General features: G+C 49.1%; 17 protein-coding genes. 7 read left to right on the forward strand and 10 right to left on the reverse strand.

Annotated features, from left to right (window positions below; translation table 11 throughout):
- The 4 genes from EBS36_04440 to EBS36_04455 form a co-directional block, all read right to left on the reverse strand.
- Positions 1-160: cysteine--tRNA ligase (locus EBS36_04440; protein NBU32400.1), on the reverse strand; the 160-nt coding region annotated here is incomplete at its 3' end.
- On the reverse strand, positions 157-633 hold the full coding sequence (locus EBS36_04445) for a 2-C-methyl-D-erythritol 2,4-cyclodiphosphate synthase (GenBank protein ID NBU32401.1): 477 nt from the start codon (positions 631-633) through the stop codon (positions 157-159). The genes EBS36_04445 and EBS36_04440, both read right to left, overlap by 4 nt.
- Positions 634-641: 8 nt before the next feature.
- The gene (gene ispD, locus EBS36_04450) at positions 642-1,325 is read right to left on the reverse strand and encodes a 2-C-methyl-D-erythritol 4-phosphate cytidylyltransferase (GenBank protein NBU32402.1); all 684 of its coding nucleotides are present in this window, start codon (positions 1,323-1,325) and stop codon (positions 642-644) included.
- Positions 1,325-1,807, reverse strand: coding sequence for a CarD family transcriptional regulator (locus EBS36_04455; protein ID NBU32403.1), 483 nt, complete (start codon positions 1,805-1,807; stop codon positions 1,325-1,327). Before EBS36_04455 ends, ispD begins: the two co-directional genes overlap by 1 nt.
- Before the next feature lie 160 nt (positions 1,808-1,967).
- On the opposite strand from EBS36_04455, the gene EBS36_04460 reads away from it, so the two are divergent.
- Positions 1,968-2,480 (forward strand): hypothetical protein, encoded by a 513-nt coding sequence (locus tag EBS36_04460; GenBank protein NBU32404.1) that lies wholly within the window; start codon positions 1,968-1,970, stop codon positions 2,478-2,480.
- A gap of 22 nt (positions 2,481-2,502) precedes the next feature.
- Here the strand turns inward: EBS36_04460 and EBS36_04465 are convergent, their stop codons facing one another.
- On the reverse strand, positions 2,503-3,186 hold the full coding sequence (locus EBS36_04465) for a DNA-binding response regulator (GenBank protein ID NBU32405.1): 684 nt from the start codon (positions 3,184-3,186) through the stop codon (positions 2,503-2,505).
- Positions 3,183-4,331 (reverse strand): two-component sensor histidine kinase, encoded by a 1,149-nt coding sequence (locus tag EBS36_04470; GenBank protein ID NBU32406.1) that lies wholly within the window; start codon positions 4,329-4,331, stop codon positions 3,183-3,185. The genes EBS36_04465 and EBS36_04470 overlap by 4 nt, the downstream gene beginning before the upstream one ends.
- A gap of 158 nt (positions 4,332-4,489) precedes the next feature.
- Here EBS36_04470 and phoU point away from each other — a divergent pair, with 158 nt between their 5' ends.
- The gene (gene phoU, locus EBS36_04475; GenBank protein NBU32407.1) at positions 4,490-5,137 is read left to right on the forward strand and encodes a phosphate transport system regulatory protein PhoU; all 648 of its coding nucleotides are present in this window, start codon (positions 4,490-4,492) and stop codon (positions 5,135-5,137) included.
- Between the two features lie 76 nt (positions 5,138-5,213).
- Complete coding sequence (gene mshA / locus EBS36_04480) at positions 5,214-6,461, forward strand: D-inositol-3-phosphate glycosyltransferase (GenBank protein ID NBU32408.1); 1,248 nt, start codon at positions 5,214-5,216, stop codon at positions 6,459-6,461.
- Positions 6,462-6,561: 100 nt separating this feature from the next.
- Here the strand turns inward: mshA and EBS36_04485 are convergent, their stop codons facing one another.
- From EBS36_04485 to EBS36_04495, 3 genes are all read right to left on the reverse strand, one after another.
- Entirely contained in the window at positions 6,562-9,120 is a 2,559-nt protein-coding gene (locus tag EBS36_04485) for a hypothetical protein (protein NBU32409.1), read from the reverse strand.
- A 148-nt stretch (positions 9,121-9,268) separates the two neighbouring features.
- Positions 9,269-10,102, reverse strand: a complete 834-nt coding sequence (locus EBS36_04490) for a class E sortase (protein NBU32410.1) — start codon at positions 10,100-10,102, stop codon at positions 9,269-9,271.
- 1 nt (position 10,103) lies between these two features.
- Positions 10,104-12,215 (reverse strand): hypothetical protein, encoded by a 2,112-nt coding sequence (locus EBS36_04495; protein ID NBU32411.1) that lies wholly within the window; start codon positions 12,213-12,215, stop codon positions 10,104-10,106.
- 229 nt (positions 12,216-12,444) lie between these two features.
- Between EBS36_04495 and pstC the strand changes: the two genes are divergently transcribed.
- From pstC to EBS36_04515, 4 genes are read left to right on the forward strand one after another with little or no spacing between them, the layout of a single operon-like run.
- Positions 12,445-13,479: a phosphate ABC transporter permease subunit PstC gene (gene pstC, locus EBS36_04500; protein ID NBU32412.1), complete on the forward strand. Its 1,035-nt coding sequence runs from the start codon at positions 12,445-12,447 to the stop codon at positions 13,477-13,479.
- Positions 13,479-14,552 carry a phosphate ABC transporter permease PstA gene (gene pstA / locus EBS36_04505; protein NBU32413.1) on the forward strand — a complete coding sequence of 358 codons (1,074 nt, stop codon included), beginning with the start codon at positions 13,479-13,481 and terminating at the stop codon, positions 14,550-14,552. Before pstC ends, pstA begins: the two co-directional genes overlap by 1 nt.
- Before the next feature lie 2 nt (positions 14,553-14,554).
- Positions 14,555-15,376 (forward strand): phosphate ABC transporter ATP-binding protein, encoded by an 822-nt coding sequence (pstB, locus tag EBS36_04510; GenBank protein ID NBU32414.1) that lies wholly within the window; start codon positions 14,555-14,557, stop codon positions 15,374-15,376.
- 3 nt (positions 15,377-15,379) lie between these two features.
- Entirely contained in the window at positions 15,380-16,900 is a 1,521-nt protein-coding gene (locus EBS36_04515) for a phosphate ABC transporter substrate-binding protein PstS (GenBank protein ID NBU32415.1), read from the forward strand.
- 52 nt (positions 16,901-16,952) lie between these two features.
- On the opposite strand, the gene EBS36_04520 is transcribed toward EBS36_04515, so the two are convergent.
- On the reverse strand, positions 16,953-17,702 hold the full coding sequence (locus EBS36_04520; GenBank protein NBU32416.1) for a phosphoglyceromutase: 750 nt from the start codon (positions 17,700-17,702) through the stop codon (positions 16,953-16,955).
- Between the last annotated feature and the right edge of the window lie 15 nt (positions 17,703-17,717).

Consider the following 17,717-nt stretch of genomic DNA (forward strand, 5'->3'; position numbering starts at 1 on the left):
CGTCGAAGGCGACCCCTGATCTAATATGTCCAACATGTGGAGCGGCTTGAACTGTCGCACCACAGACATACATCGAAACCTGACCAGGATTCAGCGGTACGAATTCTCTTAGGGACCGGCTAGCGGTGTCATATAAGCGCACAGGTTCAAGATTACTCAAGAATTTGTTCGTTCTAATAATGCTGTGGCCAGCGCAGCAATACCTTCGCCTCGCCCAGTTAGTCCAAGTCCGTCAGTTGTTGTACCCGAGGCGGATACCGCGGCACCACCAAGTGCTGCTGATAGCGCATGCTCTATCTCAGCTCGGCGAGAGCCAATTTTTGGGGAGTTTGCTATCGCCTGCACACTTACGTTCACCACTACCCAACCCGAGTCAGTCACTAAGCGAAAAACCTCCTGCAGTAACGCAGTTCCCGAGGCGTTGCTCCAGGTCGGATCTGCCGTGCCAAATACTGAACCAAGATCACCGAGACCGGCCGCTGATAAGAGTGCGTCACAAATTGCGTGGGCCAGCACGTCGCCATCTGAATGCCCCGCACATCCACTGGTTTCATTTGGCCAATGCAGGCCGCCCAGAAACATAGGACGGCCAAGTTCTAGTGGGTGTACATCAACCCCAGAGCCAACACGCAACTGTGTCATCATGCCTCCTGTAGCAAGAATAGTCCGTAGGAAACATCTTCAGGAGTGGTGATTTTGAATGCGAGCTCACTTCCAGCAACAGTGTGCACACTAACGCCAAAGTGTTCTACTAACCCGGCTTCGTCCGTTGCAACATGTATTGCCTCAGAAAGTGCATCCACTAAGACTGAGCGGACAAATCCTTGTGGTGTTTGCACTCTACGTAGCGAGTCTCGATCTACGGTTTCTAAAACGATGCCATTGTTAGCTACCCGTTTAATGGTGTCAGAAACTGGCAAAACGGGAATAACAGCTTGAGCGCCTGACCGAAGTTCCGTCAAGACGTTGCCGATTACTGACTGTGGAACTAGCGGTCGAGCCGCATCGTGAATTAATACCAGATCAATGTCAGTTGGCAATATGCGCAAAGCTGCGGCAACAGAATCTTGTCTGGTTGCTCCACCAACTACGATGTGGACTTCAGCATCTACGCTTTCCAATTCACGCGCAGCAGCAGCTACGAAATTTTCTGGAACTGCTGCGACTATGATTTCAGCAAATGTTGATAGCGCGAGTGCACTTCGAGCAAGCAGTGACAAACCAGCGAATTCAAAAAAGGCTTTTGGTAATTCCCCGCCAAATCGCACGCCTTGTCCGGCAGCGGGGATAAGGGCCGCTACTCGGCTGGCAGCGACGCTGGTCATCAGGAGGCCAAAACCTCGTCAAGTGTTACTTCAGCCGCGGTTTCATCTGTGCGCTGTGCCAGGGCAATCTCGCTGATTAGCTGCGAACGAGCACGGGCAAGCATACTTTTTTCACCGGTCGAAAGCGGTTTTTTCTGAGACCGACGCCACAGATCACGAACCACTTCGGCGACTTTGATGACATCGCCGGACGAGAGCTTCTCAGTGTTCGCCTTGAACCGACGAGACCAGTTTGACTGATCTTCAACATAAGGTTGACGCAATACCCCAAATACTCTTTCTAAACCTTCGGGACTTGTTACATCACGGACTCCAACTAAATCAAGATTGTCCGAAGGCACTCGCACAGTCAGTTCACTCTGATGTACTTGGAGAACTAAATATTCGCGCTCCTCGCCTTGAATGATGCGCTTTTCTTTTGCGATGATGTCTGCAGCGCCGTGGTGCGGATACACTACGGTTTCACCAACTTTGTATGGCATGAATGTCCTTTTGTATACGAATTAGTTAAATTCTACCACGAATGAGTGGCAATCAGATGAGCCTGAAAGGCTTTGAGAATAAGGGCATATCCCTTGGCAAAGACGAACTGGTTGGTTAAGTAGACTTATTAATAAATCACCGCAGTGGAAGAGGATTAACGTGTCTGGTAAGGGTTTCAAATTGGCAGCACTTTTAATCGTCATTGGACTTCTAACCTCAGCTTGTGCAGCTGGATTCAATGCGGCCACCAATAAACAAAGAGTTTCTGGAAATGGCCGGTCTGCTGATGTAGATGCTATTCAGGTGCGAAATGCAATCATCGTTAAGGACGCCAAGACTTCTGGAAAGGCAGTATTAGTGGCCACAATTATTAATACCGCTGAAGATGCGGATAGCTTGACTGGCCTGGAAATTGAAACCGATGCCGGCAAGTCGGTTCCTTACGAGATAGCGCTAGGCCCACAAGAGCCCGTGCAGTTTGGGCTACCCAAGCAAAACATCTTGCCCATCGAACTTAACGATGAAGTCGCTGCTGGAACATTTGTCCGAGTGCAACTAGATTTCCAAAACAATGCGCCAGTGCCCATGAGTTTGCTAGTTGAGAACAATGACGGAATGTATTCAGACATTATTTTCAGTGATCTTGGCGGGGAGCACATCCCGTTCCGTTAGGGTTTGCGCAGAGGTGCTTGAACTAAGATTCGAAGCGATAGCCTAAGCCACGAACTGTAGTCAGATAAACCGGATTAGCTGGATCTGGTTCTATCTTTGATCGGATCCGCTTGATGTGAACATCCAAAGTTTTGCCATCACCGTAGTAATCAGAACCCCAGACCCGATCCATTAATTGTCCCCGAGTTAACACTCGGCCAGAATTACGCATGAGATATTCGAGTAACTCAAATTCCTTGAGCGGCATCGAGACTTTCTCGCCATTTACTGAGATTGTGTGTCGGTCGACATCGATACGAATCGGGCCACTTTCCAGAATGGATGAGTTAGGCACATCAACTTCACCACCGCGACGCAATACAGCACGGATTCGAGCAAGAAGCTCAGGCGTTGAGAATGGCTTAGTCACATAGTCATCTGCGCCTAATTCAAGTCCTACAACTTTATCTACTTCGGTATCTTTCGCCGTCAACATAATCACTGGAACGCTAAGTGACTTCGAACGAATGTATTTACAAACTTCAATTCCTGATGCGCCTGGCAACATCCAGTCCAGTAGAACTAAATCTGGATTAGATTTGTCGAATTCGGCGATACCTGCTGTGCCATCGCTAGCGATGGCAACGTCAAATCCCTCACGCGTAAGCATGAACTCTAAACCCTCGCGGAAGGACTCTTCATCTTCAACGATTAACACCAGGGTCATGATGCCTTCACTTCTGGGCTTTGTGAGCCCCCGTTTAGGTATGCCGGAAATCGAAGGGTAAATGTGGATCCTTCGCCCTCGCGGGACCAGACGAAGCAATCGCCACCATGATTTGCGCAAACATGCTTCACAATCGCTAAACCTAAGCCAGTTCCACCTGTTTCGCGACTACGAGCTGGATCAACTCGGTAAAACCGTTCAAAAATCCGCAGCTGATTTTCTTCGGAAATTCCGGGACCTTGATCGGTAACTGAGATCTCAATCGAGTCATTCGTGCGACGCGCACCAATACCAACTCGAGTGCCGGTAGGTGAATATTTGATTGCATTCGAAATCAGATTACGCAAGGCGGCGACCAATTGGGACTCATCGCCAAGAATTTTTCCGACCGCAACATCTTCGGAAACAACAACCTGGATCTTTCGTTGATCTGCCGTTATCTTCATGCCATCAACCGCTTCGTTAATAATGGTTTCTACCAAGACAGGATTTGAGTGCTGCAGTGGAGCATCATCTTGTACCCGAGAAAGTTCGACCAAGTCTGAGAGCATCGCAGTTAGGCGCCGCACTTCAATTTGCATACGGGCCGCGAAATTTCGTGCCCGCTCAGTATCGCCGTCAGCAGCCTGAACCGCTTCGGCAAGTAAAGATAATGCGCCAACTGGAGTCTTCAGTTCGTGACTTACGTTGGCAACAAAATCTCTGCGTACTTCGTTCAGCCGACGCTCTTCGCTGAGATCCTGAGCGATAACCAATGCTTTACTGAAGTCGAGAGGGCTAACTTGAAGACGAGCTTCCCATTCCCCAAGGCCAGTCAGATTGCGCTTGATAACTACATCTCTACCCATTGTTTTTTGCAGCCGATGCGCTTCTTGATTCAACGCACGAAGTTCTATTGGTGCTAGCCGGTCGCTGACAATCAACCCCATGGCTACGCAATTGGTACTCGCTGCCAATACATTTCCGTCGCGATCGACTACCGCGGCAGCATCTGGAATAACATCTAAAATGTTTCCGAGAGCGGAAACTTGGTCGACTGATTCAACTGGCTGTACCTCAGCCGACTTTGGTCGAAAGAACTGACCAAGTCCAAGTCCGATGGCCAAAGAAGCGATTACCGCTAATGACCACAATGTTGTTGACACACTCTAAGGATAGATTGATTTTCCCGTTACTTGAAATTCTCAACACCACAGTTTTCTATCTATTAACCCAAAAGGTTGAGAAAATTTCCCTTTAGTTTTATTCGTGTTCACGAGTGTAAATCGGCGGGTGACCCAATAAGTCTGGCTACACTGTCACTATGTCGGAAATGAGTGCAGTTGACCTAGTTGATGTAAATGCAGATTTGGTAAAAATGACCGAACTGGTTGGCCGAGCCATCTCTGATGCCACTTCCGCGCTACTAAATGGCGACCTCGCATTAGCTCAACAGGTAATTAGTGGTGATGAGCCACTTAATGAGCTAAATGCCGGCATTGAAGACAAATGCTTCCTCATAACTTCCACCCAAGCTCCTGTGGCTCGTAAATTGCGTACTGTCATGAGTGCCGTTCGAATGGCCACTTCCCTTGAGCGCATGGGCGATCTTGCGGTACACATTGCCAAGCAGGTGAGGCTTCGATACCCGAATCCAGCTATTCCAGCTGAACTGGTTGCCACATTTAGCAAAATGGGCACATCTGCTTTGAAGATTGTGCAGGAAACGGGCAAGGTTATTCAAGACAACGACGCAAGTATGGCCGAGCAAATCGCAATCTACGATGACGAATTGGACAAACTACATCGTGAACTATTCATGACAGTACTATCCGATAGTTGGGAACATGGTGTTGAAGCCGCCATTGATGTGACCCTGCTGTCTCGCTTTTACGAAAGATTTGGCGATCACGCCGTGACAGTTGCTCGTCGATTAGTACATATTGTTACGGGCGAACCTTACGGCCACTAAGTGCTTCTAGATCCTGCGCTTTCTAGGTTTAACTGACACCATCAAGCGATTTTGGTTAGATTTGACCTGATACTTCATGAGCAAAAAACTTGACCGAATTGCAATTTTGTCAATTCATACCTCACCGCTACATCAGCCTGGGTTTGGCGATGCCGGTGGCATGAATGTTTATGTAGCCGAAACGGCCAAGCGAATTGCGGGCCGAGGGGTTGAAGTTGAGATTTTTACTCGAGCAACCACCGCCGCGGACCCCGAAGTTGTTCAGTTGGCGCCAGGAGTTCAGGTAAGGCACATTCCCGCTGGCCCATTTGAAGGGCTCAGTAAAGAGGATCTGCCCGCGCAATTGTGCGCAATCACGGCAGGGTTGCTCAGGGCCGAAGCTAGTAAGGATTTGGGATTTTACGATTTGATTCACAGCCATTACTGGTTATCTGGACAGGTCGGATGGCTGGCCAAGGAGCGCTGGAATGTGCCTCTAGTCCACACGATGCACACTATGGCTCGAGTTAAGAATTCTTCACTAGCTGGCGGCGATTCCCCTGAACCTGCCGTCCGAGAAATTGGCGAAGAGCAAGTTGTCGCAATCGCAGATTATTTAGTTGCCAATACAGACCAAGAGGCTAAGGAACTCATTGACCTCTACCATGCCGATCCAAAGCGGGTCGCAGTAATAAATCCTGGAGTTGACTTAACTGAATTTGTCCCAGGCGATAAATCATTGGCTCGAACTAAGTTGGGGATTGCCCAATCTGCGAAGCTCATACTGTTCGTTGGTCGTATTCAACCTCTTAAGGGTCCGGATGTGCTGTTGCGCTCAATTGCAGAATTAGTGCAACATAACTCCGATTTCGCATCAGATTTGGTAGTGGCTATTTGTGGTGGGCCATCAGGCACTGGCTTGGATCAACCAAATTCATTACGGGAGCTCGCCGACGAGTTGAACATTGCGAGCTTAGTTAAGTTTGTGCCACCGCTTAATCGCCAAGAATTGGTGACTTGGTTCCAAGCCTGCGACATATGTGCCGTGCCCTCCTACAGCGAATCTTTTGGACTAGTAGCTCTCGAGGCACAAGCCTGTGGAGCTCCAGTTATTGCTACCAAAGTTGGCGGTTTACTCACAACGGTTGCTGACGAGGTGAGCGGCATCTTGGTTTCCGGTCACGCGCCCAGTGATTGGGCAAGTGCAATCTTGCGAATTTTGTCGAACCCCTATTTAGCTGCGAATTTAAGCCAGGGGGCGATTGGCCATGCAGCCAAATTTGACTGGGATCAAACTACGGACAACTTGCTAAACGTTTATCACCGCGCAGTTGCTGGCTACTGACCCTAGGTTTTTTGACCAAGAATTCCGAACTTGAACCTGAGCCCAATACAAAATGAAGAGGGGGCCCTGGTTGCCCAGGACCCCCTCAACTTTATGGCTATTAGCTAATTGACTTTACAGTCACCTTGGTGAAGGTGTTCTGTTCTGAAGTTGTGCCAGTAGCAGTTGGTGACTTACCAAGGTTCTTGACAACAACAGTGTGGTAACCATTCGCTAGGCCAGTTACTGCAACAGTTGCAGTTCCTGATCCATTTAGGTCCCAACTAATCTTGTTCCCTGTTACCAAGGTTGGATCTACGGCATACTGAACGCCATCGATTAGCACGCTAACCTTTCCGCCCTTGACATCCTTGCCCAGAACAACGGTCACCGAGGTGCCGAAGATGTACTGGGTACGTGACGCATTGGCTGATGTTGATACGAAGTCACTACCACTTGCGGTCCAAGTGCCTGAAGCAGCTGAATCCGTAGCATTAATGTTCTTCTTGATGATGCGTGCAGCACTTGCATTGCCTGCGGCATCTTTAAATGCACCTGCATCAATTGCTAATGATGCATTGGTTATTGCAGAGGCCTTGACCCGAACAGTCATTGCAGTTACTGCGAATAATCCATTCGGATTGTCTACCTGATTGTTCGCCCAGAAGTTACATGGACCCCATACAGTTGGCTCTTTGACCGTGGTGCATGAGTAATTCGTCCATGAAGTGACAGCTAATGGAGCTTGGTTCAGGATTTCAACCGGTGCCACGTTTGCTACGTTCTTAATGACATGGAACTTGCTCAAGTCAACTTCGCGAACTGGTTCGCTGAAGTTGAGGATGAAAGATCCGATGCCAGTGGCAAGAGTGGTTGCATATTTCGATGCGGCATCTACGGTGATAACCGGAGCAGTTGTGTCAGCAGCTGGGGTGTTGCTTAGCACGCTCGCTGAGAAGGCAGCAGTTGAATTACCTGCACGGTCAGCAGCTGCACCAGCAGCAAGCGACAGGCTTACTGGCTTGCTTCCGTCGCCATCGTAAGCGATTCCAGTTACCTTAACAGCGATGTTTGAAACAACCTTATTTGCATAAGGATCCAAATCATTGGTGTTACCGGCATCAAATGCACTTACTGCCACACCCTTGCTATTTGTAGCAGTGGTAGATACAACTAGAGAACTATTGCCAGTCTGAGTAACAGTCAACTTGCTTGCGTCAGTCATGCGAACTGGCTCGCTGAAGTTGATTGTGAAGGTGGCCTCACCGGCAGTGTTAGCGCTCGGCGATGGTGAAGCCAAGGTTACTGTAGGTGCAGTTGCATCATTTGGCGTGACTGCTGTGTTCGGGTTACGCACGCGGCAGTATGAGCCAGCGGATACTGGCAGTGGTGCGAAGCCTTCAGACTTAATTGCACTTTCAATCAGTGACCGGTACCCAACCTGCTTGATGCGGTCCTTTGTGGTGTCAGTGATTGTGCACAGGAATCCACTTGGACCAACATATGCATTGGTTGCAGCAGAGGCGTAACGGGTGACGTTGTAAACATCGCGTGAGAATGGGAAGTAACCACTGGTCTTGTCCGCACCCTTTGCAATGTTTGCAATGGTAGGAGCAATTCCGTTGATCTTGCCAAGCGCATCTTCATAGCCACCAGCATTCTTGCTGCCAGTTGCAGTACGTGAAGAGTAAGCATTTTCCTGGTCCGTGATACCAGCAGTCTGCTTGTAACGACCAACTGACATGAAGTAAATCGCGTTGTTGGTGTTGCCATCGTACTTGATCGCTGCAGGGAAGTTTTCCTGAACGGTTGAGTAGATAGCTGGGGCAGTCTGGGAAGGAACTGGAGATGCAGCAGGCGCACTCATCTTTGTTGCTGAGTTAGTGCGGGCTGAGTTGGTCCAGTAGCTGTAAGTACCCGAGTTTGACTGGGTTGTGTACAGAACGATACCGGTAGCTGGCAACGGATTAGCCTCATTTGAAGCTGCTGGTGAAGCAGTGGCGAAAGGCTTTCCATCAACATCAAGCACGCCAGCATTTCCGTTTAGCTGTGACCAGAGGGTTACTTCGCCACGGAAGATTGCCTTCAAGGTGTCGGTGTCGATTGAGTCAATGCGACTCGAGGCAGTGTCTGAACCATCTGGGTTCTTGGTGAAGTGGTACCAAGTTACCGCATCTTCTGCATAAGCAATGTACTTAAGATCAGAACATTTTTCTGCAGTTGTGCTTGTGGCTGGACCACTTGATGAACGTGCGAAGTCAACTTGACGAGTGTTCGTCTCAGCTTGCTTACACAATTCAGTCTGACCTGCGCCAGAACCAACTGGGTACAACTCTTTGATTACAGCGTGGCTGTCATTGACCCAAGGGAAGCTTGATTTGTCAGAGCCATTGCCTGAAGCCTGGTCGGAAGTATCGCACTGACCATTGCGAGGCTGGCTTGAAGATGATGCCCAAATGGTGGCGCAACCGTTGGCTGCGTTGTACACCTTGTCCAGGGCCATCATTAAGTCATAGGTGGTATCTGAACCGGAACCAACGATGGTCTTATCCATTGTTGATAGGTCAGGGGCGGTGGTAATCGCACTAGCAGGAATTGCTGTTGCAAGAAGACCACCAACGAGACTAATTCCAGCAATAGCAACTTTGATGCTCTTGCTGAACCTTTCGATTGATCGCATGTGTTTCCTCTTTCAGAGAATGCCAGGAACCTCTCCTAGCACTCCTTATCTAAGTGAGGCTAGGCAACCATTTGGTAATTGTTATCTAGCAAGTTGCTGAAATGTAGGTAAACAAATGGAAACAGGAAAAACCCTTGAAAATTAAGGATTATATGCCGGCTGGCAGCAGGGTGTCTAGTGCCAAAGTCAGGGCAACCAAGGATCCTGCGACCAACGGGGCAATCAGAATCCAGCCGACCATGGCGCCGAATCTTTGGTAAATCCCGCGACTGGCAATCAGTGCTAAAACTAGCACTTGGAGCAGGAGCAACATCAGGGCGAATTGATTGGTGTTGGGTGCCGTTCTGGCATTTTTTGGTGTATCCGGGTATGGCTTAGCCTGCAATACAGCCGTCACTGTTTCAGATTTAAAAGCTAAAATCGGTGGGCTTGAAGTTACTAATTTCAAGATATTTGAACCGGAGCCAGCCTCTGCCTCTTTCGGGCCTATCACCTTATAAAGGGACGGACCTTCGACGGTCGTTACTCGAATCTCAGTACCTGGCTTAAGTCCAGGCACCTTAAAGAAAGGAGCGCCAAACGTGGTTCGTCGGCCGACAATAACCGCTTCTCCAGCCTGACCCGGCAAAACTGTTCCCGGCACATGACCAGGACCCAATTGAGTGAAATTACTTGTTACACCTTCAACAACAACTTGGGTAAGGCCGATTGCCGGAATTTGTAACAGCGCCACAGGCGATCCGTATGCTGGCGCGGTATCTGGAAGCGGACTGACATCCGATTGCCCGATTGCAGAAGCAGCTGTAGCAACAACCGATTTGAACTCAGAGGTTAATTGTTGTTGAGATCTTTGTTGCAAAAGTACAGCTAACAGAAATTCAACAACTAACACTCCGACGGTCACGAGGGTTATGTACGAGAGTAATTGAGATGAGCCACGTCGTCGCTTACTAGTGGCTACTTCACCTTCAACTAAATCCATTTTATCCAGAACTCTCACTCGGCTTGCGAACCAAACTCGTTACAGAAGCTGCCGCCCCAATCAAGACTAGTGCCGGAATAACTCCTGCGGCTAAACCATTGTGCGGAACAAATGGAGCAGCAAAAATTGAGGGCAACTTTTTGAGTACAGTAGCGCCTCCGCCGACATTTGTTATCCCGCTGTCTATCGAAATGATTCCAGTTCCGTCTCCGCCATCAGTATCCACCGGGTCAATGACTGGAATCTCTGAATTATTTGGTTCTGGCGTGGCCGAACTGCTCGGGGTAGCAGATGGGGATGGCTCAGGGCCCGCGATCTTCGCGATTGCACCAGATATTTGCTGCTTTTGCGCATCAGTTAATGCGACAAATCCACTTGGCACATCACTGCTTTTACTGTTGTCGCGGATGTGGGCCAACATCGCCTTTAGCGCATCTGCGGCTTTTTGTGTTTCAGTTTCCGTTGGAACCATTGCATAAACGGTAAATACTAAGGGGTAGGCATTTGGATTCACAGGGTTAAGGTTTGCTGACGCTACACCAGTTTTTTCATCGGTAATCATTTCTGAAATACCCAGTCCAATAGATTCCGTCGTGGGAGCGATGAATTTACTACCGTCACTATTTGCAATTGATACTGAAGGAAAGCCGCTAAATTTTGCGATTGCCGCATCCATTGGCGCGATGAATCCCACACCGCCAGTTGGATCATCAGATCCTCGCATTGCAGCAACAACTGCATCCGAATTTGACCTGAATGCACCGGGGTCTAAAGAGTTTGCAAGTGGCATGTAGAGGGACGGAGCAGGAAAACCTTCTTCACTGAATTGACCCCCCGGGGCATGGAATGCCTCAGCTGCCTTCTCTAGAAAATACCTCGTCATCAAAAAGTTCAAGCCAGACGCATCCGCTCGACCATAAACCGAAATACTGCCTGGCAACTGGTTAGTTGGATTTACCAAGCCGCCACTGACATACGCACGTTTGTAACTGCCATCAACGGTAAATGAAGTTTGACCTTTTGTCGGATCCGAATCGTCGGCATTTGTGACACTGGTGATTTCATATTCGCTGTTATACCCAGATGGATTTACATCCTCGACTATCACTGAATCGCCGACATTGAATATTCCATTTGCTGCAAAGGTGATTTTAGTACCATCCCCGCTAGCGTTAGTTACCCGTGGTGACCGAGAGTTGTTCAATGCATAAATCGCAACATTTTTAGTCGAAGTGGCTGCATGGCTACCCCAACTAAGCGCCTGACCGGTCATAGTGTGAGCGAGCATGTCTGCTGTCAAATTGATTTCGGGAAGTCGTTGTTGATCTAGTCGATTACGCATTGAGTAGGCAAAAACCAATGCCGAATTTGCAATTGGGACATAAACCGCCGAACGCACCTTGTCGGTCATTAGACATTTACCGCCGTGCTCGTCCGCGACCTCAGTAACGGCAAAATCAATCAGCCCACAATTGAAGTCCTGCATACCGCCTTCATCACCACGGGTAGCAAGGTAATCTACGGTCACGCGATTTGAGCTTTTACAGAGAGCTATCTGCCAATTGGGCATAATCGCGCTAAGCGCCCCGCTACCGCCGCCTGTGATGTTATTCATATTCTCGGTTGGGCAGCTGGTTGCCTCGGGCTTAAATGTAATCGGGAAAACGAACCCTAGATTTGGTTTACCTAGATCCTCGAGATTGGTTAGGACCACATCACACGGTGAGCTTGGACCACATGAAGTTCCATTGGCGCCAGGCAAACTCGTATTAATCGTTCCTTCGGTAGACACCACTTGAAAATAAGCCAATCCTGAGCCGCTGGCGCTGCTCATCTCTTGGACTAAACCACCGGCACCACTTGAGCATTGGCTTGACTCCGTTGCGTTATTTACGCACTGTCGGATGGCAATCAATTGGTAGGGGGCAAACCCTGACCAGGTAACAGTGACCACCTGACCCTCACGGAGGCCGGTTTGTGGACTGAGGTTTACTTGCGGCGATTCAGCAGATGCAGATGGAACGACTGCCAAGGAGGCAGAGAAAAAAGCAAATACCACCGAGCAGAAAGTGGCAATAAATTTCCGCTGAGTAAAACGCCTAAAATCAGGCATTTTTATCTCACTTTCCACTCGTAGCTGCGCATTTGTGTCTAAGCAGAATGCAGTAATTAAAATCTAGCATCACGCATATTCCGGGGTTAAATCAAGTCAAAAAGGCCTTGTACACCAAGAGTTCACCTAGGGTCAAGGCAGCCTTAACTTTGTCGGGATAAAACTACTAATAGCTAACCTGTAAGGTGAGATTCAGACAATAAATCAACTAAGAAAACGAGAGTAGAAAATGAGCGATGGCCCTAACCAGCCGGGTCCGCATAAAGGTCCAGCTCTTGTTGATTGGGATCAACCTACGGACGTAACCGCACCGCAAGAACCCCGCACTGTAGCTGCCTCGCGCACTCGAGCTGATCGGATTTACCGAGGAGTAGCAAAAAGTGCTGGTGCATTAACTCTCGTTCTACTGGTTCTTATCGGTGCATTTCTCCTAATCAGGTCCAGCGATGCTCTGCGCTATATGGGCTCTGGCTTTTTCACAAAAACTTTATGGCAACCTCAAGGTAGCCCAGCATCTTTTGGTATCGCTGCAGTTATTTATTGGACTGTGGTTATTGCAGTAATCGCTCTGATAATTGCCATTCCCCTGGCCATTGCAATTGGCCTATTTTTGACCGACTTTGCTCCGCGAAAGTTGCGTAAGCCACTAACTGCACTCGTAGACTTGCTCGCTGCAATTCCAAGTTTGATTTATGGACTGTGGGGCCTATTCGTTTTACAACCTGTTCTGGTTCCCTTTGCCGAATTCCTGAGCACAAACTTGAGTTGGATTCCCATCTTTAAAGTTGATTCGCCGACTTTTACCAGCTCTGCCTTTGTGGCTGGATTCGTGGTCTCATTGATGGTATTACCGATCACGGCTTCGGTGGTTCGTGAAGTTTTTAGCCAAGCACCGCCCGGTGAGCGTGAGGCTGCCCTAGCACTTGGGTCAACGCGCTGGGACATGATAAGAACAGTTGTCTTGCCGTTTGGTCGTGGCGGCATAATCGGTGGATCAATGCTCGGCCTGGGCCGCGCTCTAGGCGAAACAATCGCTGTGGCCTTAATTATCAGCCCCTCATTTACTATTTCTTCTGAAATCTTAAAGACCGGAACCAACTCAGTAGCTGCCCTTATCGCCCTAAAGTTCGGGGAAGCATCGGGCATTTCACTATCCGCGCTCATGGCTGCCGGTCTTGCCTTATTCGTAGTCACCTTGATTGTGAATTTCTTGGCATCAATAGTTGTCGCCAAATCTCGTTCTGGTGCGGGAGTTGAAATCTAATGACTGTAGTAACTGGCGAACGCCCTGAGGTCGGCTTTGAACCGCGGCGAACTGGACGCGGTTGGCACCGTGATGACATAACACTCATGGTAGGTGCCATTATCTCCTCTGGCGTCCTGACTTGGCTGGCGATTTACCAACTCACCCCGGTTAGAAATAAACCCGCTTTGGGCTTTATTTGGTACGTACTTTTTCTAGTCATTTACCGAATTGTGGTCGGACAGAACGAAGGCAAACTAGCGGCCAAAGACAAGATGTTCACCGTAATTGTTGCCACCGGAGCAGCAATCGTACTCGCCCCACTGCTGTTTATCGTTACTTACATTGTGGCAAAAGGCCTGCCAGGACTGAATCGGGATTTCTTTGTTAAAGACCTTTCGGCCACCGGCACGCTAGATCTCGGTGGTGGCGCAGCGCATGCGATTGTCGGAACTATCCAGCAAGTAGGGATCGCGATTCTCATTTCAGTTCCACTTGGTGTACTTACTGCTGTATTTCTGAATGAAGTTCGTGGACCGATGCGCAGGCCCGTTCGAACCTTTGTCGATGCAATGTCTGGTGTCCCCTCAATTGTGGCAGGACTATTCATTTACTCAGTGTGGATCATTCAGTTTGGCAACGACTTCTCCGGTTTTGCCGCATCACTCTCGCTGTCAGTTTTGATGTTGCCATCAATCACTCGAACTTCCGAGGAAGTACTGCGCTTAGTTCCCGACGGTTTACGTGAGGCTTCGCTAGCTCTGGGCTCCACCGAATGGCGCACTACCTGGTCGGTAGTTTTACCTACTGCTCGCGCTGGGCTAGTGACTTCGGTAGTCCTCGGTGTTGCCCGAGCAGTAGGGGAAACGGCGCCGCTAATTATGACCTCGTTCGGCAATTCGGCAATGAACGCAAATCCTCTGGCTGGTCCGCAGTCTTCGTTGCCTCTTTTTGTTTACACGCTGATTCGAAATCCATTTGCCGAACAACAAACCCGCGCCTGGGCTGGCGCACTTGTCCTAATTGTTTTAGTCCTAGTGCTCTTTACTGCAGCACGCATTATCGGTTCCCGACAACTTAAGTCTCGGAGGTAGACATGTCGACAACATCCACTAATTCACAAGAAGCCCTCAGCTTTGATGATTCAATTCGTGGCGGTTTGGTCGCTCAAGACGTAAGTTGCTGGTTTGGTGAACGCAAAGTGCTCGACCGAGTTTCACTAGTTATGCGGCCAAAGGAAGTAACCGCATTAATTGGGCCTTCTGGCTGTGGCAAGTCAACCTTTTTGCGCACACTAAACCGCATGCACGAGCTAGTGCCAGGTGCCTCACTAGCTGGCCGAGTACTCCTCGATGGCCATGACATTTATGACCCAACTTTGCGAGCTACCGATACTCGGCGCCGTGTTGGAATGGTTTTCCAGAAGCCAAATCCATTCCCAGCCATGAGCATTTACGACAACGTACTTTCGGGGCTGAAATTAGCTGGCATGAAAATGGATAACAAAGACGAAATAGTTGAGACGGCACTGCGTCGCGCTGGACTTTGGAATGAAGTTGCTAATCGACTCAAGGATGCTGGCGGGGGACTTTCGGGTGGACAGCAGCAGCGCTTGTGTATCGCACGTTCACTTGCCGTTGAGCCAGAGGTGCTCCTGATGGATGAACCATGTAGCGCACTTGACCCAACATCAACTAGGCGTATTGAAGAGACAATCGCGGAGATTTCACCGAACGTAACAATCGTTATCGTTACCCACAATATGCAACAGGCACAGCGTGTTTCACAACAATGTGCCTTCTTCCTGGCTGCTGAAAATAAGCCTGGGCACATTGTTGAAGCGGGTCCAACTGATCGGATGTTTAGCAACCCAACAGATCCACGAACTGAAGACTACGTAAACGGAAGATTCGGATAAATAATGAAGAAGGTATTTGGCAAATTTGCGACAGTTTCAGTCGCAGCATTATTGGCTACTGGAACTGCAACCGCAGCGCTAGCCGACAATCCGACCATTCAAGGCGCCGGTTCCACTTGGAGCCAGATTGCCGTCGATCAGTGGCGAGCTGATGTAAAAAGCAAACTTGGCTTAAAAGTTAACTTCACTGGCTCGGGCTCCTCTGCCGGTCGCTCGCTATACATTGCCGGGAAAGTTGATTTTGCCGTTACCGAGATCCCATTCTCGAAAGAAGGGGATCCGGGCGTCGTTGCCGGTCAGGCGGAAGTAACTTCACTTGAGGCGCAGAAGAAGACTTATCAGTATTTCCCAATCGTCGCTGGTGGAACCGCGCTCATGTATAACCTGCTTGATGCGACGGGAAAACGCATTACCAGCCTGCAGTTATCGCCAGAAACTATCGCCCAGATTTTTACTGGCAAAATCAAGAACTGGTCGGATCCGAAAATTGCTGCAGACAACGGGGGCAAAGCTCTTCCCTCTCGAGCCATCACGCCAGTAGTTCGCTCAGACGGATCTGGCACTTCGGCTCAGTTCTCTGCTTTCCTGGCAAAGCAAGAATCTGCCTACTGGAGCCCATTTGCTGATGACAACGGTATTCCAACAACAGCAGGCACCTCGAACTATCCAGTTGCAACGGGTTTTGTTGGCCAGACGGGATCTGATGGCGTCGCTAACTACGTAGCTAACCGATCAACAGGTATTGGAGCTATTGGCTACGTAGAAACTGGTTATGCATTGCAGCGAGGTTTCCCAGTTGCAGCAGTTAAAAATAAATCAGGCAAGTATGTGTTACCGACTCCAGAAAATGTTTCAGTCGCACTTCAGGCTGCCCGTCTTAATCCAGATAACACCCAGATTTTGACTGGTGTTTACAACAACACCAATGCAAATGCCTACCCAATTTCGTCATACTCATACATGGTCACTAACAAGGACACTGGGCTACCTAACGATAAGGGTGCGGTGCTGTCTTCTTACGTTCGTTACTTCGCTTGTGAAGGTCAGCAAAAGGCTGCGGTACTTGGTTATGCTCCGCTGCCACCTGTGCTTGTTCAGGTTGTCTTTGATGCGATAACTCATATTCCTGGACACATAAAAATTCCAGCTAAGCCAACTGCGCAAAACTGTGCAAACCCAACCTTTACTGGAAAGCTGGGTGAGGGTGCGAATAGTGCTGGCAATAGTGGAACAGGTGGATTCACTGGCTCTGGAACGGGAACCGATGGTACTGGCACGACAACAGGAACTGGAACCGATGGTACTGGCACGACAACAGGAACTGGAACCGATGGTACTGGCACGACAACAGGAACTGGAACTGTCCTAGACAACAATCAATCACCAGTGAAAGCAGTACAAATAAATGTTGCACCGCAAGGTAGCAAAGTTGTTTGGCCAGCCCTTGCGGTTATCTTGGTCATCATTGGCCCGTCTTTGGCCGTAACTGCCTACCGAAAAGTTACTTCAAGGAGTGCTAGGTAAAGGTCAATAAAAAGAACGGGTAGCCATCATGCTACCCGTTCTTTTTTAGGCCCTACTTCTTGCCCTGATTGGCCACTGCCGCTGCGGCCACTGCCGCTGCTTCGGGATCTAGGTATGTGCCGCCAGCAGTAATCGGCTTCAGGTTTTCATCGAGTTCATAAACTAATGGGATTCCAGTTGGAATATTTAAGCCGGCTATATCTTCATCACTAATGTCATCAAGATGTTTAACTAACGCCCGCAATGAATTTCCATGAGCTGCTACCATCACAGTTTTCCCTTGCTTCAAATCTGGAACAATGTTTGATTCCCAGTAAGGCAACATCCTGCGGACAACGTCTGCCAAACATTCTGTTGCAGGACGTTGATCGGCCGGGATGTCTGAATATCGTGGATCATGAGTTTGGGAATATTCGTCATCTTGAGCAATAGCTGGTGGTGGCACATCATACGAGCGTCGCCACAACATAAACTGTTCTTCGCCGTATTCGGCCAAAGTTTGTGCCTTATCTTTACCTTGCAATGCACCATAATGCCGCTCATTCAATCGCCAAGAGCGGCTCACTGGAATCCAATGGCGACTAGCAACATCAAGAGCAATGTTTGCGGTCTTTATGGCTCGACGCAGAAGTGAAGTGTGCAGGACATCTGGCAAGATGCCACTTTCCGAGATTAATTCACCAGCCCGATTGGCCTCGGTTAGGCCCTTTTCATTTAGATCTACATCTACCCAGCCAGTGAATAAATTCTTTTCATTCCATTGGCTTTCCCCATGGCGAACCAAAATAAGTTTGTAAGTCATAGGTCAATTCTGCCC

The organism is Actinomycetota bacterium (genome assembly GCA_009923495.1).
In the GTDB taxonomy this organism is placed as follows: Bacteria; Actinomycetota; Actinomycetes; order S36-B12; family UBA5976; genus UBA5976.

Bases quoted from the DNA above. Each gene is read 5' to 3' on its own strand.
- pstA (NBU32413.1), top strand. From the start codon at position 13,479: ATGACTGTAGTAACTGGCGAACGCCCTGAGGTCGGCTTTGAACCGCGG.
- EBS36_04515 (NBU32415.1), top strand. From the start codon at position 15,380: ATGAAGAAGGTATTTGGCAAATTTGCGACAGTTTCAGTCGCAGCATTA.
- ispD (NBU32402.1), bottom strand. From the start codon at position 1,325: ATGACCAGCGTCGCTGCCAGCCGAGTAGCGGCCCTTATCCCCGCTGCC.
- EBS36_04455 (NBU32403.1), bottom strand. From the start codon at position 1,807: ATGCCATACAAAGTTGGTGAAACCGTAGTGTATCCGCACCACGGCGCT.
- EBS36_04495 (NBU32411.1), bottom strand. From the start codon at position 12,215: ATGCCTGATTTTAGGCGTTTTACTCAGCGGAAATTTATTGCCACTTTC.
- EBS36_04485 (NBU32409.1), bottom strand. From the start codon at position 9,120: ATGCGATCAATCGAAAGGTTCAGCAAGAGCATCAAAGTTGCTATTGCT.
- pstC (NBU32412.1), top strand. From the start codon at position 12,445: ATGAGCGATGGCCCTAACCAGCCGGGTCCGCATAAAGGTCCAGCTCTT.
- phoU (NBU32407.1), top strand. From the start codon at position 4,490: ATGTCGGAAATGAGTGCAGTTGACCTAGTTGATGTAAATGCAGATTTG.
- EBS36_04520 (NBU32416.1), bottom strand. From the start codon at position 17,702: ATGACTTACAAACTTATTTTGGTTCGCCATGGGGAAAGCCAATGGAAT.
- pstB (NBU32414.1), top strand. From the start codon at position 14,555: ATGTCGACAACATCCACTAATTCACAAGAAGCCCTCAGCTTTGATGAT.
- EBS36_04465 (NBU32405.1), bottom strand. From the start codon at position 3,186: ATGACCCTGGTGTTAATCGTTGAAGATGAAGAGTCCTTCCGCGAGGGT.
- EBS36_04490 (NBU32410.1), bottom strand. From the start codon at position 10,102: ATGGATTTAGTTGAAGGTGAAGTAGCCACTAGTAAGCGACGACGTGGC.
- mshA (NBU32408.1), top strand. From the start codon at position 5,214: ATGAGCAAAAAACTTGACCGAATTGCAATTTTGTCAATTCATACCTCA.